This window comes from Haloferula luteola, assembly GCF_014201715.1.
GTDB classification, from domain to species: domain Bacteria; phylum Verrucomicrobiota; class Verrucomicrobiia; order Verrucomicrobiales; family Akkermansiaceae; genus Haloferula; species Haloferula luteola.
In genome coordinates, this window is sequence record NZ_JACHFD010000019.1 from 1 (window position 1) to 15,112 (window position 15,112).

The 15,112-nt window shown below is 59.7% G+C and carries 12 protein-coding genes; 6 read left to right on the forward strand and 6 right to left on the reverse strand.

Going from position 1 to position 15,112, the window contains the following annotated elements:
* Nucleotides 1-315: 315 nt before the first annotated feature.
* The gene (locus tag HNR46_RS15760; RefSeq protein ID WP_184020497.1) at nucleotides 316-1,284 is read left to right on the forward strand and encodes an MDR family NADPH-dependent oxidoreductase; all 969 of its coding nucleotides are present in this window, start codon (nucleotides 316-318) and stop codon (nucleotides 1,282-1,284) included.
* A gap of 3 nt (nucleotides 1,285-1,287) precedes the next feature.
* Here HNR46_RS15760 and HNR46_RS15765 read toward each other — a convergent pair whose 3' ends face one another.
* Nucleotides 1,288-2,100 (reverse strand): hypothetical protein, encoded by an 813-nt coding sequence (locus tag HNR46_RS15765; RefSeq protein WP_184020499.1) that lies wholly within the window; start codon nucleotides 2,098-2,100, stop codon nucleotides 1,288-1,290.
* Nucleotides 2,101-2,189: 89 nt separating this feature from the next.
* Nucleotides 2,190-4,661, reverse strand: coding sequence for a discoidin domain-containing protein (locus HNR46_RS15770; protein ID WP_184020501.1), 2,472 nt, complete (start codon nucleotides 4,659-4,661; stop codon nucleotides 2,190-2,192).
* A 193-nt stretch (nucleotides 4,662-4,854) separates the two neighbouring features.
* Here HNR46_RS15770 and HNR46_RS15775 point away from each other — a divergent pair, with 193 nt between their 5' ends.
* Entirely contained in the window at nucleotides 4,855-5,109 is a 255-nt protein-coding gene (locus tag HNR46_RS15775) for a ubiquitin family protein (RefSeq protein WP_221285214.1), read from the forward strand.
* 19 nt (nucleotides 5,110-5,128) lie between these two features.
* Nucleotides 5,129-6,232 carry a WD40/YVTN/BNR-like repeat-containing protein gene (locus HNR46_RS15780; protein WP_184020505.1) on the forward strand — a complete coding sequence of 368 codons (1,104 nt, stop codon included), beginning with the start codon at nucleotides 5,129-5,131 and terminating at the stop codon, nucleotides 6,230-6,232.
* A 66-nt stretch (nucleotides 6,233-6,298) separates the two neighbouring features.
* Here the strand turns inward: HNR46_RS15780 and prfB are convergent.
* From prfB to HNR46_RS15795, 3 genes are all read right to left on the reverse strand, one after another.
* Nucleotides 6,299-7,436 (reverse strand): peptide chain release factor 2 gene (gene prfB / locus HNR46_RS15785; protein ID WP_343076054.1). Its coding sequence is split into 2 segments (ribosomal slippage): nucleotides 6,299-7,351 and nucleotides 7,353-7,436, totalling 1,137 coding nucleotides; the frame shifts between segments, so codons are not numbered across the junction.
* Between the two features lie 74 nt (nucleotides 7,437-7,510).
* Nucleotides 7,511-9,121, reverse strand: a complete 1,611-nt coding sequence (locus HNR46_RS15790) for a hypothetical protein (protein ID WP_184020509.1) — start codon at nucleotides 9,119-9,121, stop codon at nucleotides 7,511-7,513.
* Between the two features lie 16 nt (nucleotides 9,122-9,137).
* Nucleotides 9,138-9,869 (reverse strand): ATP-binding cassette domain-containing protein, encoded by a 732-nt coding sequence (locus HNR46_RS15795; protein WP_184020511.1) that lies wholly within the window; start codon nucleotides 9,867-9,869, stop codon nucleotides 9,138-9,140.
* A gap of 92 nt (nucleotides 9,870-9,961) precedes the next feature.
* Between HNR46_RS15795 and HNR46_RS15800 the strand changes: the two genes are divergently transcribed.
* From HNR46_RS15800 to HNR46_RS15810, 3 genes are read left to right on the forward strand one after another with little or no spacing between them, the layout of a single operon-like run.
* The gene (locus HNR46_RS15800; protein ID WP_184020513.1) at nucleotides 9,962-10,237 is read left to right on the forward strand and encodes a metal-sensitive transcriptional regulator; all 276 of its coding nucleotides are present in this window, start codon (nucleotides 9,962-9,964) and stop codon (nucleotides 10,235-10,237) included.
* Nucleotides 10,234-11,502: a permease gene (locus HNR46_RS15805; RefSeq protein ID WP_184020515.1), complete on the forward strand. Its 1,269-nt coding sequence runs from the start codon at nucleotides 10,234-10,236 to the stop codon at nucleotides 11,500-11,502. The genes HNR46_RS15800 and HNR46_RS15805 overlap by 4 nt, the downstream gene beginning before the upstream one ends.
* Nucleotides 11,503-11,560: 58 nt before the next feature.
* The gene (locus tag HNR46_RS15810) at nucleotides 11,561-13,111 is read left to right on the forward strand and encodes a sulfatase-like hydrolase/transferase (protein ID WP_184020517.1); all 1,551 of its coding nucleotides are present in this window, start codon (nucleotides 11,561-11,563) and stop codon (nucleotides 13,109-13,111) included.
* A gap of 13 nt (nucleotides 13,112-13,124) precedes the next feature.
* Here HNR46_RS15810 and HNR46_RS15815 read toward each other — a convergent pair whose 3' ends face one another.
* Nucleotides 13,125-15,083 (reverse strand): YXWGXW repeat-containing protein, encoded by a 1,959-nt coding sequence (locus tag HNR46_RS15815; protein ID WP_184020519.1) that lies wholly within the window; start codon nucleotides 15,081-15,083, stop codon nucleotides 13,125-13,127.
* Nucleotides 15,084-15,112: the final 29 nt, after the last annotated feature.

Sequence of the window (15,112 nt, forward strand, 5' to 3'; positions counted from 1 at the left end):
ATGGCTTCAAGTTCGCCGCGTTGCTTTTTGCTGACTTTCAAGGGCGGTAACGCTTTGGGCATGCTTCGCTAAAGCAGATCGTATGCCTGTTAATTTCCTGACGATGCACTAGTGGGATAAAATGCCTATTTTGATTCGAAAATGAGAGATATGGTTTTTATCAAGGATCAGCTGCTGACAGGGTCATGATTGAACTCATCTGTCGACGACAAAGCGCGGATCCCGCCTCCTGAGACGTGTGGGAACATTCCCGCATTCGGTCCGCATCTCCTGCCCTCCCCTTGACCCGTCCCCCTGGAGGCACGAGAAAGGGCCATGAAACTTTCCTTTTCCGCCTGCGGTGTGCCTGCCGACGTCCTCGGCCTCACGGAAGATCCACCCGCTTCGCTTCCCGATGGCTTCGTCCGCCTGAAAGTTTTGGCCTCACCGATCAATCCAGCGGACCTCAATTTCATTGAGGGCACCTACGGCGTGAAGCCTGAGTTGCCCGCCACACCGGGTATCGAAGGCTGCGCCGAAGTTACCGAGAGTCTCCACGAAGGCTTTTCACCGGGCGACCGCGTCATTGTGCTGTCTCGCGGTGCGATGTGGGCCCGAGAGACAATCTTTCCTGGCGACGTGCTGTTCAAACTTCCGGAAGGCATCGATCCCCTTCAGGCCTCGATGCTGAAGGTCAACCCCGCCACCGCGTTCCGGATGCTTCACGGCTTCGTCGCCCCACCTCCGGGTGGCTGGGTGGTGCAAAACGCGGCCAATTCAGGAGTCGGTCGGTGTGTCATCCAGATCTGCAAAGTCCTTGGCTGGCGCACCCTCAACTTGGTTCGCCGTCCCGAACTCATGACGGAGCTGAAGAACCTGGGAGCTGATGAAGTCCTCCTCGATGAGGGCGACGCCGTCGACGCCGCGAAAGCGCTTCTTGGCGATGACCGCCCTGTGCTGGCTCTCAATGCGGTGGGCGGCGATAGTGCCCTCCGCTTGATGAATCTTCTCGCCGAAGGGGGAAGTCACGTCACCTACGGTGCCATGGGACGCAAGCCTCTCAAAGTGCCCAACGGATTGCTCATTTTCAAAGACATCAGCCTCCATGGATTCTGGATGACTAAGTGGTTGGAAAATGCCCGGCTCCCCGAAGTCCATCGCACCTACGGGTTGCTTGCCCAGTTGATGGCCGATGGAAAACTCGATGTTCCGATCGATTCCACTCACCCACTTGGAGACTTTTCCGCCGCGCTTGAACGCCTCGAGGCACCTGATCGCCAAGGCAAAGTGCTCTTCCAGCCCTGACCGCTACTTCACAGCAGGAGTCTCTGATTCGGCAAAAACCGCTCGGAGCTGGCGCTTCGTTTCGGCCTCGTCGGCAACGGTGCCCGGCTTGGGAAACCACCCCACGGACCAACCCGAACGCTCGGATTGGTCGCGGGGCTCAAAATCCTGCCAAACCAATTGCAGCGTGCGTCCATCGGCGCTGCGCTGCCAACCTGCGGTCGGCTCCAAATCCAATTGGGCTGCCTCCAGCCCCTCTGACAACCGGACCACAAAGGTGCCGCGCCCGATCGTTCCGCGCCAATTCCCTCCGGTCCGGGTCGTGTAGGCAAAAAACACCGGACCACCCGCTGTGCGTGCGTTATCGGTGCGAAACCGCCTCTCCACCACCACCTCCTCCCCAGGAGGAAAAGTGACCTTCACCACATGCCACGTCTCACAGGGAGGTTCAGGGTGGGGAAGCTCGATCCATTGCCCGTCGCGATCGAGACGTTTGCTCATCCGCACACTGGGTACTTCCCGTCCATTGACGTAGGTTCGAACTTCCCGCAACGGTCCAACGGTGTCTCCTTCATACGCCGAGCTGCGGGTGAGATCTGGGAATCCCAAAAACTGCACGGCTGGGCCCTGACTCTTCCCGCTCACCAGCACAAATCGGCAGCTGACGGCGGAATCGAAGGGATTCATTTCCACCTCCACCTCCTCGCGCACCATCCGAATGATGCTCTCCTCCGTCCCAGTCCAGCCCACGGGTTCCGGACCACTCCCTCCATCATGCATGGCCGTGTCATTGGCCGATGCCACCGATAGCCACAAAAACCAAACGAGCCAACGCATGGCGCCAGAGTGGAGATGAGCCCACTCTGGCGCAAGAAGGGAACCTGTTCCCGGTACGATCTACCGAGAACAGGTGTGTTTGCTCTCTCTCACGGAGCGGAAGAAACTTCCTCGACCCGATAGAACTCCCGCGGGAAATCACCGGGAAGGCTCGGGATTCGATATCCTCCCTGCCCATCGATTCCGGGAACCGAATCGAAATACTCCCACTGCCCGAGATCCTCGGTGTAGTGGATTTCATATTCCATGCCTTCGGTGCCCCACCAAACCAGATCGTAACCCGCAAGCTCTCCTGTCTCTGGATCGAAGAACGGTAAGGTCGTCACGACTTCAAAATCATGACTCTCCGTGAAGTCCCCATATGCCATTTTCCAATAGGCGATTGCGTTGCGCTGGTTGATCCCCCCAGTCCTGCCCGTGAAACCGAGGTAGGCAGTGCCTTCCGCATCCACCGCACCGATCTCAGCAAGGTCGACATCGACATTCTGAATCACCGCAATGCCGTCCAGGTAAACATCAAGGTCACCTGGCACATACACCATCCGAAGTTCATAGGGCGCACTGCCCGTAGGCGTGGCCAAAGTGTACGGATTCTCCGCCAGACCACGCAGTCGAACTCCAGGAATTTGATAGGCCGATACCGAGGCCAGCACCTCACTGCCCGCTCGAACTTCAATCGTCGAACCATCATTGGGATCGCCCCCATAGCTCTCAATCTTGAGGTTCAGCGCATTTTCTCCCAAGCCGTTCTCGGCGGGTCCTGGGTTGGTGGCGGCGGACCCTTCAGGATGATTCTGCACCACAAAGGCCAAGCCGTCGGCGGCCGAGACAGTGGAATCGGTCGTCAAATTGAGTCCAATCCTGGCCTCAAAGCCCCCTGCGACGGACTTCCGCAACCGGAACCACGAAGCCGCATTCAGGCTGTTTTCGGCCGGCGTGAGCTGCAGCTGCGCATTGTCGATGCCAGAAGGCCCCAAGTGCTCCAGCTCATCGCTCGAACTACTAAAATCGTCGTAATCAATTTCAGTAATCGAAGGTGCTGCAATCACCTCAACCGACACACTCGCCGTGGCAACTGCAGCGTTTCCGGTGGACGTCGCTTCCAGAGTGTAGGTGAAGGTCCCCAAGGTCGAAGGGTGAAGAGTCCATGAACCTTCGGCCGCTACAGCCCCGAGGTCGGGGGAAATCGTCGCTCCGTCTGAGGCCGCCGTCGCCCAGTACAGCACCCATGGTTCCCCTTGCACGACCGTCTTGGCGTCTCCGGTGAAGGATAGAATCAGCGGTGGCAGGGAGTTGCCAGGGATGGGAATGACCCCCGTCCCAATGTTGCGCACGGTGGGATGCGGATAGTCAAAATCGACATGGTCGACCAGGGTCCAACTTTCCTGGTCATTGCTTCCCTCAATGCGCCATTGGATCGGATCACGGTCTGGCGCATCATTGCCCAGGAAGTAAGCATAGGAGTCCACTGTGACCACTTCTCCGAAATCGAAGACGACCGCAGCATTGCCGAAATCGAGCCACTTATTTCCATCTCCCTCAATGCCATCGAACAACTTGTCGAGACCTTCATTAGCGGGAGTGTTGCCCCCTACCGACGTCGCCGCCACGGGCACCACTTCGCCATCTTCAAAGTAGAAGTCGAATTCCGAGATTTGAATCAATCCCGTGTTGTTTCCAGATCGCAGCTGCGTCGCGGTAAATCTGAGGTATTGATAGCTGGCGGTTCCCGGAGCGACCGTCCGCAAGGGCAGCACCGCCGTGGCTTCAGCTCCGGTGCTGGTTTGTGCCGCAGTGATCGTGTAGAGCGTCGTGCTGTTATCAGGAGGAGTGACGGTATCGAAGCCGTCGCCCGCCACCGAGCCGGGAGCCGGAGAAATCGTCACTTCATCGGCAAACTCCGTTTCCCACGCGAGATCGAATGACGAGCCATTCAGAGCGATTGCCGGAACATTGCCCGCCTCGGCGAAATCCAGCGCAAACAAGCCCACGTAGGGTGCGACCTCGTCGGGAATTGCAAACCCATCCTGATAGGTCAGATTCTGATGGGTGATGGGGTATTGATTGCGCGCATCCAGCAAGGTCCAGGTTTCGCCGTCATCACTTCCATAGAAGTTCCAGGAGACCGGAGAGCGATTGAAGCCAACGCTATCGTTGGCACTCGCCCAGTTGTAGCTGTCGATCGTAACCGCCGAGCCAAAGGTGAAGATCAGATCCTCCAATGGGGAGCCGTGAAACCACTTCGTGTTCACGTCGCCATCGACGACTTTGTTCGGACCCTCACCCGCATCGGGATCCTGGGCGCCGCAGGTCACTCCAACCGTCACGGCATCGATGCCGCTGCCGTTGTTGTCATTCAGATTGAGCAGCGTTCCACCAAGCGAGAACGTAAACTCCGATAGCTGAATCTGGGTGCTTCCAGAAATGATCTGCGTCGGCTCAAATCGGAAGTACGTGTAGGTTTTTTCTGCTCCGTGGAGATTTCCAAGGAGGGCGCACGCGGCAATTACTGCGCACGATCCGGTAGGAACCCTCCGGAACGGAGGGACACTGGGTTTCATGGGTTGTGTCATGGGTTGATGGGTTGTCATGCCCGCACCCATCCCGAGGGAACAGGATCCAAGCATTCGGATAGCCCACGAACTCAGCGCGAAGGAGTCAAGTTCGGAGATGCTCGTTCAGGCCAAAGGAGAAAGCGCGGCCTTGACCTCCCCCGGAGACGTGGGAGATAGATGCAGAATGGCTTCGCTCTCGATGTCGCAGCACATTCAAACCCACGTCGACGTCGAGCCCGGCGAAGTCACGGGTGCCACCGTGCGGGAGGCCTTGGAGGGGTTCTTCGCGACCAATCCCCGGCTTCGCAGCTACCTCCTCGATGATCGGGGAGCCGTTCGCAAACACGTCGTGGTTTTCCTCGATGGGGAGTCCGTTCGCGACCGCCAAAATCTTTCCGATCCGCTCCCCGCCGCGGGAGAAATCTTCCTGATGCAAGCCCTCTCCGGCGGCTGAAAACCTTCCACCCTCGATCATGAGCGACCGCATTGACCTCGGGACCCGCAAAGGACTCTTCTCATTCGAACGCACCTCCGCAGGATGGATCCCCTGCGGGCAAGCATTTCTCGGCATCCAAGTGCCGATGCTTCTCCACCACGATGGACGCCTGCTGGCCGCAGTCGAACATGGCCACTTCGGCACCAAACTCCATCGGTCCTCCGATGGTGGATGTGGTTGGGAGGAACTCGCCCCCCCTGCCTACCCGCCAAAACCGGATGAAGTCCCTGATATTCTCGATCCATGGCGGCAAGTTCCGGTTCCATGGTCATTGGAGAAAATCTGGTGCCTCGAATCCGATGGCCGGCCCGATGGCCTGTGGTGCGGCACCTTGCCCGGTGGACTCTTTCGGTCCCACGATGGGGGCTCCAGTTGGCAATTGGTAAGAAGCTTGTGGGATCGGCCCGAACGGGCCCAATGGGCGGGCGGAGGTTACGACTGGCCAGGCATCCATTCGATCTGTGTCCACCCAGATGACCCCCGTAGAGTGGCCGTCGCTATCTCCTGTGGTGGGGTGTGGAATACGCAGGATGACGGGGAAACTTGGAGCCAGGGAGCTCACGGGATGAGCTACGATTTCCTTCCAGAAGATCAGGGTGGAGCCAATCCAGAAGGCCAGGACCCCCATCGCATGGTCCGCTGTCCGGCGGCTCCTCACCGCCTATGGGTCCAGCATCATTGCTCCATCTATCGCTCAGACGATGACGCGCAATCCTGGTCCAAAATCTCGCAAGTCGAGCCCTCTGCCTTTGGCTTTGCCGTCGCCGTCCACCCCACGGATCCCGAGACGGCTTGGTTCGTTCCGGCCAAAAAAGATGAGTTCCGCTACCCGGTCGACGGCAGGTTGGTGGTCACCCGAACTCGCGATGGAGGAAAATCCTTCGAAACTCTATCGCGAGGGCTGCCCGAGGGGCCTGCCTGGGATCTCATTTACCGTCACGGGCTCGATATCGACTCCAGCGGCGAACGGCTTGTCATGGGATCGACGACCGGCTCGTTGTGGATCTCTGAAAATGGCGGCGACGATTGGCAACTCATCACCGCCCACCTACCGCCAATCTTTTGTGCTCGCTTCGCTTGATCCGAAACCAATGGAAGGAGGGGGAGTGCCTGAGTGATCAAGCTCCGCCCCGCTCCGCTCTGGATCCTAATCTTCGTCTTTCGCGCCCTTCACCCGGACTTTTCCCCGCAGTTTGGCTTCGATGAACCCATCGATGTCGCCATCCATCACCGCTTGGATGTTTCCGCTTTCCTCGCCGGTTCGGAGGTCGAGGACCTTCTGATAGGGCTGGAACACATAGGAGCGGATCTGATTTCCCCAAGCGATTTCGCCCTTTTCACCATAGGCCTGTTCGGCGGCAGCAGCGCGCTTGTCCTCTTCGATCTGAAGCAACTTGGCCTTCAAAATCTGAAAGGCGAGTTCCCGGTTCTGACCCTGAGTTCGCGCCGCAGTGGACTTGATCAAAATCCCGGTCGGAAGGTGGCGGAGCAACACCGCGGTCTCCACCTTATTGACGTTCTGACCGCCTTTGCCGCCCGAGCGAGCGGTGGTGATCTCGATATCCTTTTCGGAGATCTCGATCTTGATCTCGTCATTCACTTCCGGGGTCGCATCGACCGATGAAAATGAGGTATGGCGCTTGCCCGCAGAGTCGAAGGGAGAGATCCGCACCAAACGGTGAACACCTCGCTCATTCTTGAGAAATCCATAAGCGTTTTCACCGGTGATTTTGACGGTCACCGAGCGCAGGCCCGCTTCATCGCCATCTTCCCAGTCAATCGTTTCGCAGGAAAATCCCTTCTTTTCCGCCCACCGGACATACATCCGTTGGAGCATCTGAGCCCAATCACAGGCCTCCGTGCCTCCAGCCCCCGCCTGAATCTGCAGGTAGCAATTGGCGGAGTCGTTCGGCTTATCCAGCAAAGTCAGCAGCTCGAATGCACTGATATCCCGGCTGAGCTGGTCCGCTTGCTCGAAAGCTTCGACCGCGGACGCCTGATCATCGAATTCCTTCGCCAGCTCAATGGCAGCCAACACGTCATCAAGGCCTCCACCAAGCTTCTGATAAGTCTCCAGCTTCTTTTTGAGGCTGGAAGCCTTCGTATTCATGTCGCGGGCGCGATCGGGATTGTCCCAGAAATCTGGGGCACCCATGGCCTCTTCGATGGTGGCAAGTTCGCGTTCGAGTCGCGGGACGTCAAAGATACCTCCCGAGCTCGGCGATGCGCTTGCGAGGCGCCTCGGTATCGAGCGTCGTGAGGTCAACGGTTCGGGTTTCAGCCATACGCAGAGGCGGAGAGAACGCCAGCGACCCGGCGAATGCAAGGGTGAAGGACGAGAGCCGCCGACGCCCAAGCCTCAGGGTCGGCCTCGCAGGTCACATCGACCCCTCTCAAGGTCAGCAAGGAGCTTGAACATCGAGATTCCTCCCAAAACTCCCCACCCCGCCACGATGAACTGCCATCGATGAACGCCGGACCCCTCCTCGAAAGGCGCTGTCAGCCCCAAAATCAACGAGGCGCTACCCGCCCCCACGAAGAGCAAGATCGTGGCAAGCCGGAGCCACGGCCGGGGACGCACCGGTCGACTGGTACTCCCCAGCCAAAATACCACCGCCCACGGCTGAAGCCCCAGCAAGACGATCAACATCCCCATCCAAAGACCCGGCACTCGGGCGGGTTCCACCACCAACCATGAGAAGAGCCAAAGATGGCCGCTGGCAGACAGAACGCGGAGGACATTCACCCTCAAAACACCCCATCCCACGCGCCGGGGAGATACCGGCAACACCGACCACAAAGCGACCGCAAGGCCCCCCCTTCCCATCGGAACCAGTCCGCCCCAAGAGCCACCGATCACTGGCGCCGCCAACAACACACCGATCGCGCCCAGGCAGATCACCAGGACTTCCTTGACCAAAAACGAAGGCAAGGCCCCCTTCACCACCCCAGCGACCACCAACCATCCCAGCCCCCAGACCCCACGTTTCATCCACGGAACGTCGCTATTTCCCGCCACGTCGATGGCTTTCAGCCCTTCGGGGTCCATCCCCGCCACCATCCACTCGTCCAGCCTTCCCTTATCTGCAAACTCCGCCGCAGAATCGCGGAACAGGATTTCACGAATCCTTCCCAGCTTGGATGATCGATCCATCTCGCGATCGCCGTTCTTCTCGTCCAATTCCTCGTCCAGCGGATCATGCTCTCTCGGCAAGTCCTCCGGCTTCTCATACCGTCGCTCCTGATCCCTGTAGGCTGCAGCAAAGGCGATGATCGAGACCCCCACCATTCCCAGCAGGTAGGGCAGGCCACCCCATCCTCGCTCGACCCATTCGATCACCCAAAACACCGGCGTGTGACGAACCGCTTCCAAGCAAATCTCCCCCAGCGAGCCTCTCGGCCGGAACCAAACCGCTCCCCACCCGAGCAAGACCACTCCCCATACCGCCAACCTTAGCTTTCCGGATTTCAAACGTAGCATCCCACTTCTCCAGGACATCGTCACTGCCAGAATCAAGCAGGTCCACGCGAAGGCCCCGATCACCCCACCCACGATGCATTCCCATTCCCGGTCGTCTCGCAGCCACGCCAAGGTCCAGAAAATCAGGACTCCGTCGAGCAACATCCACTTTGCGGCCTTCGTCCAATGAAGAATCCATTCGCGGAACACCTCGCGGGAACTCAACGGCAAGCAGGCAACCAATGCCAACGCACCTTCATCTCCGAACACCGCTGCCACCCGGATCATGATTCCAATCGAGATCCAGCCCATCCACAGCGTCGCCATGTCCTTCCAAGAGCCCTCCACCTCGCCCCAGCATAGGGCCGCGATGGCCACGACAGGCACCACCAACGGCCGCACTTCAGCACCGAAATGGATCGATTCCAATCGATCTTCCGCGGCTTCCTCCGTAGCACCGGATGCCGAGCCAAACCGGTCCGCGAACGTGCCTTCAGAAGACGGAGCCAAGCCCGGTCTCCACGAATCATGGCGATGCCTCCCCCGCTTCCAACCATCGCTCGCGCAAACTTCCCGAACCCCTCACCGGCATGGCAGCCAGCTCTTCGCGACTGAGATCATAGGCCAGCTTGCCATCCTCCAGCACCACCAAACGATCGCAAAAACCCTCGGCCATCTCCAAAATCTGCGTCGAGAACACCACCGTCCCCCCGCTCGCCACTCGTTCCTCCGCCCAGTTCCGAAATGCCTGCAGACCTCGGGGATCCATTCCCGAGGCAAAGGGCTCATCGAGCACCCACAACTCGGGCTCCACCACCACCTGTGCCGCCAAGGCCGCCTTGTAATGCTGACCGCGGCTCAGCTCTCCCATCGGATGCTCCGCAATCTCCCAAATCCCCAGTGCCTCCAACACCTCGAGCACTCGGTCCTCCAAGCCCGGTCGTTCCCCACCATAGCACCTCACCCACAAGGCAATGTGCTCAAGAATCGTCTGATTCTGGAAGGCCAGCGGAAAATCCGGCATCCAGGCAATCCGCCGAGCCAAGGCCAGATCCTCTTTGGAAAACGGCCGCCCATCGAAGGTGATCGTCCCCGAACTCGGTTTCAACAACCCCGCCAAACAATTCAACAAGGTCGTTTTGCCAGCCCCATTGAGACCGATCACCGACACCACTCCCGGCCCCAGACGCAAGTCGATTCCATCCAGCGCAAGAGTCCGGGAGAACCGCTTCACCACTTGCTTCAGCTCGATCTCCACAATCCCCAGACTGCAAGCCTTTCCCCGCCCTGCCAAGCCTCCTCCAAAAATTCCTGTTGGACATTTCCATATACCCCCCCTACCTATTTCGCATGCATCGCGATGACGCCCAGTCGAAGCCTCTGATCGGTCGTGTGAATCGCATCGTCGGCCAGCTCCAAGGAGTCGGTCGCATGATTCAGGAAAACCGCGAATGCCCGGAAGTCCTTCACACCATTTCTTCCATCCACTCCGCCTTGCGCGGGCTCGAAGCCAAGCTGCTCGAAGATCACGTCCGCCACTGCGTGACCGACGCCACCGAGGATGCCGAACGCCTTGAGCAACGTCTGGAAGAACTCATCCAACTCTACCGCCGTCGATTGTCATGAAATCCCACCCCTCTCCCTCCGATCCCTCTTCTTCGGAATGCCACTCCAAGCGGGACGCCAAGTCTCCGTGCTGCGGGGGCCACTCCGCGGAGCCCGCGTCTTGCGGTTGTGGGGGAGACCACCACGAAGAAACTTCTTCCGCCGCCCATTCCGCCTCGTCTTGTTGTGCAGGAAAGCACGAACACAGCGGCGAAACACACCCCCCTGCGGCAGCCTCCTGCTGCGGGGGGAGTGAAGGCGAAGCCTCCTGCTGCGGTGGAGGCGGACGCGTCGACTTCCTACTCTGGGGTTCGCTCATCGTAGTGGCTGTCGGCGTGATCGCCCACTTCATCGGCGGCGGGCCCGCAAAATGGCAAACCTTCGCCGACGGAACCTGGGAGCTGATGGCCAAATCTTGGTGGGGCATTCTCGTGGGGATTGCCGCCGTCGGAGTGCTGGGGCAGGTACCGAAGGAAGTGGTCGCCCGCCTCCTCGGACAAGGGGGCACCACCAGCGGAATCCTCCGCGCGACCTTTGCCGGCACCCTGCTCGACCTCTGCAACCATGGCATTCTCATGGTCGGCATGCAGCTCTACCGCAAAGGAGCCTCGCTCGGTCAGGTCATCGCCTTCCTCGTTTCCAGTCCGTGGAACTCCCTCTCTCTCACCCTGATCCTCATCGGGCTCATCGGCTGGAAGTGGACCCTTTCCTTCATCGTCCTCTCGATGGTGATCGGAATCATCAGCGGCCGCGTCACCGACCTCCTCGTCAAGCGAGGCACCCTGCCGCAGAATCCCCACGCCATCGACATCCCCGAGCAATACCGTCTGCGCGACGGCCTCGCCGAAGTCTGGCGCAACATCCGGCCAGGAGATGGAAACCTCCGCCGCATGCTCAAGGCGGGCCTGAGCGAATCGCGGATGATTCTCCGCTGGATCTTCTTCGGCTTCGTCATGGCCGCTGCCATTCAAACCTTCGTCCCCGACCACACCTTCCAGGAGTTTTTCGGACCCAGCCTGTTGGGACTTCTGCTTACCCTCATTGCCACCACCATCATTGAAGTCTGCTCCGAAGGCTCCAGCCCGATCGCGGCGGACCTGCTTCGTCGGGCCGGTGCCCCGGGCAATGCTTTCACCTTCCTGATGGCTGGCGCCGCCACGGACTACACCGAGATCATGGCACTTCGCGAAACCACTCGCTCGTGGAAAGCCACCCTCGCCCTGCCCCTCCTGACAACGCCTCAGGTGCTGTTGATTTCTTGGGTTCTGAACCACTTTAGCCGCTGATTTCCCTGGCCTCGGATTTTGAGTTTTCGTCGTGACAGGGACCACTACCCTGCACGGCGTGAAATGCCTTCTCATCCTCTTGCTTTCGCTGGTTTCCGCTGGAGCCATTCCTCTGCGGAAACCCGATATGCTCGTCATCCTGGCCGATGACCTCGGCTGGTCGGACCTCGGCTGCTACGGAGGGGAGATCGAAACCCCCGTTCTCGACTCGCTCGCCGCCAAGGGAGTCCGCTTTCGTCAATTCTACAATGGAGCCCGCTGTTGTCCGTCCCGCGCAGCCCTCCTCACCGGCCTCTATCCCCACCAAGCTGGAATGGGCGGCATGGTGGATTCCGGCGATGGCTCCCCTGGCCCGTATCAAGGCTATCTCAATGATCGCTGTGTCACCCTGGCCGAAGTCCTCAAACCCGTCGGCTACCGCACCCTCCTTGCCGGGAAATGGCACGTCGGAGAACAACGCCCGAACTGGCCGATCGATCGTGGATTCGATCACTCCTACGGTCTCATTTCTGGGGCCATGAACTACTTCGACATCCGCAAGGGGAAGACCCCGAACACCCACCGCATCTTCGCTGAAGATGACCGAGAAATCCAGCCTGTGGCCCACCCGGACTATTATGTGACCGACGACTTTACCGACCACGCCCTGGCCATGCTCCGTGCCACTCCAGACCACCAGCCCTTCTTCCTCTACCTCGCCTACACTGCTCCCCACTGGCCCCTCCACGCTCCCGAGGCTCTCATCCAGAAATACCTTCCCCGCTATGCTCAGGGCTGGGACCCGATCCGCCAAGCCCGCCACCAGCGACTCCTCGATCTCGGGCTCCTGCCACCGAACACCCCCCTTCCTCCAGGCGAAGTCTCCTCTTGGAACGACCTCGAGGAATCCCAACGGAAACAAATGAGCCGCAAGCTCGCCACCCACGCCGCCATGGTCGAGCGCATGGACCAAAACATCGGACGCGTCCTCGATGAACTGCACCGCAGCGGCCGCCTCGAAAACACCCTCATCCTATTTCTCTCCGACAATGGTGCCTCTGCGGAAGAAGGCCCCCTCGGCAAAAACTTCCGACCCGATCTCACCGGGCCGATCGGCTCCGTCGATTCCTACCAAAGCTTCGGACGCTCCGGTGCCGCGACCGCCAACACTCCACTGAGGAAATTCAAAAAGTTCACTGAGGAGGGTGGCTGCCGAACTCCACTGATCATCTCCTGGCCGCTCACCCTTCGTCATCAATCCGGTCATGGCACCGATGCCGTAGGCCACGTCATCGACATCATGCCCACCCTCTGTGAAGCCGCCGGAGCTTCCTATCCGAAGACCCTTCAGGGTCGACCCATCCAAGCACTGGAGGGCCAATCGCTGATTCCCATTCTCAAAGGGGAAGCTGGGACCGATCGGCATCTCGGATGGGAGCACCTCGGACATGCCGCTTGGCGACAAGGAAGCCTCAAAGTGGTTCGCGACCAAGCCACTGCCCCTTGGGAACTTTACGACCTCGCGAACGACCCCTTGGAGCTTCACAACCTCGCTCCCGAGCGGCCCGAAACCGTCAAAGACATGGACGCCGAGTGGACCGCTTGGGCGACCCGCATCGGCGTCCGTTGAGATTTCAGCGGTTTCAGCGATCCTTGCCGCGATCTTTACGCGGCTGCTGAGGAACCATCTTACGTTGCTGCTGAGGGCGCTGAGGAGCCGCCTTGCGCTGCTGCTGAGGGCGCTGGGGAGCGGCCTTGCGCTGCTGCTGAGGGCGCTGGGGAGCGACCTTACGTTGCTGCTGCGGTTGCTGAGGAGACGCCTTGCGTTGCTGCTGAGGGCGCTGGGGAGCCGCCTTGCGTTGCTGCTGAGGGCGCTGGGGAGACGCCTTGCGCTGCTGCTGAGGGCGCTGGGGAGCGACCTTACGTTGCTGCTGCGGTTGCTGAGGAGCGGCTTTGCGCTGCTGCTGCGGTTGCTGAGGAGCCGCCTTGCGTTGCTGCTGAGGGCGCTGGGGAGCCGCCTTGCGCTGCTGCGGTTGCTGGGGAGCCGCCTTGCGCTGCTGCGGTTGCTGAGGAGCCGCCTTGCGCTGCTGCGGTTGCTGAGGAGCCGCCTTGCGCTGCTGCGGTTGCTGAGGAGCCGCCTTGCGTTGCTGCTGAGGGCGCTGGGGAGCCGCCTTGCGCTGCTGCTGCGGTTGCTGAGGAGCCGCCTTACGGTCCTGAGCCTTCCTTTCCCCCGGACGATTCTGCTTAGGCATTGCGGCAGGAGGGCGGTTCTGAGCTCGCGAGGCGTTAGGAGCCGCAGGACGAGGACGCGCAGGAAGCCCACCCTGTCCCATCCGCTGACGGCTGGCCACAGGAGATGCCTTCATCCGTCCATCATGACTCACCTTCCCCGCAGCGGAAGGTTTCGACCTTTCCATCTCCCGACGCATGGAAGTGAACTGTTGGAACTGGGCGCGTTCAGACACGATTCGAGACTTGCGATCCGACTCCAAAGGCCGGAACCGAGCAGGACCTGAGCTGGACCGAGTCGCCGCTTCGAAAGTCGAAGCAAACAAGCGTTGACGATCATAAGGCTTCTCCAAGCACATTTGGGTCAAACCCTTCATCACCGACCAAGTGTGGGGAGGACGATAGCGATCATTCTTCCGGTAGAAATCGTATTCCTGAGCCCGCATGCGCGCCCAATGACGATCCCCACGATGTTGCCAGCTCTGGTAAGCAAAAATCGGATCATACCCGCCGTGGCGCTGATGCCATTGGAAATTCGCATAGTACCCGGCATCCCGATAACGGGGAGCATAGTAGTCACCAAAATAATAGTGATGAAGTCTCGGCCGCACGAACAAGTGTGCCGAAACCACGCCCAAATCGATCACCACCTGCGGCGTGTAGTGGTAGCCAGGACGATTCCACACCGAGTGCCGGAACGATACCGGAGCAAACAGCACCCCACGCCGGGTGATCCCGTAATCCCAATAACCATTCACGTAAACAAACCCTCGCGGCGTCCACACATAACGGGCCGGAACCCAAGTCCAACCGCTGCGAGGCTCGATCCAGTAACCCGGACGCCACGCATAGCGGCTTTCCGACCAACGCCAGTTTCCAGGCACCCAGACATGGCTCTGACTCGGGGCAGCTACATTCGGCCCCACCTCCAATGTCGTCGGAGGCGCCGTAGAAACATAGGTCACCTCCTCGGTTTCCACATCTCCCCAGTAACCGGAAATCCACTGGTACCCCGAGTCGACCGAGTTCCAATACCCAGGAACCCATTGGCGACCGGGAGGCACATCCCGCCACACACCACTGATCCACAGGTAGTCATTTTGCTCATCATCCCAGCCCCAATAGCCAGGAATCCAAGCCACATTGTCCCCCTCCGGACGCTGGTCCGGTGGCAACTCATCAATCCACTCTGGCGGGGACGAGGCCACCACCAGACCGGGCTCCGGTTCGAAAGACACCGCTTCCGCAAAAGCTTCATGCATCGGCCCGCGGGTCAGCACCTCAACATCCTCTTGGGCGGCGGCCCAACCGAATGAGGCAACGACCACCAGCACCAACAGACGCATCGAGTTCAGGTTTGGTTTCGTTTTCATGGGTCAGAATCAAAGAAAGGTTCTGGCAG

Coding starts and splice junctions, on each gene's coding strand:
- HNR46_RS15765 (WP_184020499.1), bottom strand. CDS start 2,100: ATGCGTTGGCTCGTTTGGTTTTTGTGGCTATCGGTGGCATCGGCCAAT.
- HNR46_RS15770 (WP_184020501.1), bottom strand. CDS start 4,661: ATGAAACCCAGTGTCCCTCCGTTCCGGAGGGTTCCTACCGGATCGTGC.
- HNR46_RS15775 (WP_221285214.1), top strand. CDS start 4,855: ATGTCGCAGCACATTCAAACCCACGTCGACGTCGAGCCCGGCGAAGTC.
- HNR46_RS15780 (WP_184020505.1), top strand. CDS start 5,129: ATGAGCGACCGCATTGACCTCGGGACCCGCAAAGGACTCTTCTCATTC.
- HNR46_RS15815 (WP_184020519.1), bottom strand. CDS start 15,083: ATGAAAACGAAACCAAACCTGAACTCGATGCGTCTGTTGGTGCTGGTG.
- HNR46_RS15805 (WP_184020515.1), top strand. CDS start 10,234: ATGAAATCCCACCCCTCTCCCTCCGATCCCTCTTCTTCGGAATGCCAC.
- HNR46_RS15760 (WP_184020497.1), top strand. CDS start 316: ATGAAACTTTCCTTTTCCGCCTGCGGTGTGCCTGCCGACGTCCTCGGC.
- HNR46_RS15800 (WP_184020513.1), top strand. CDS start 9,962: ATGCATCGCGATGACGCCCAGTCGAAGCCTCTGATCGGTCGTGTGAAT.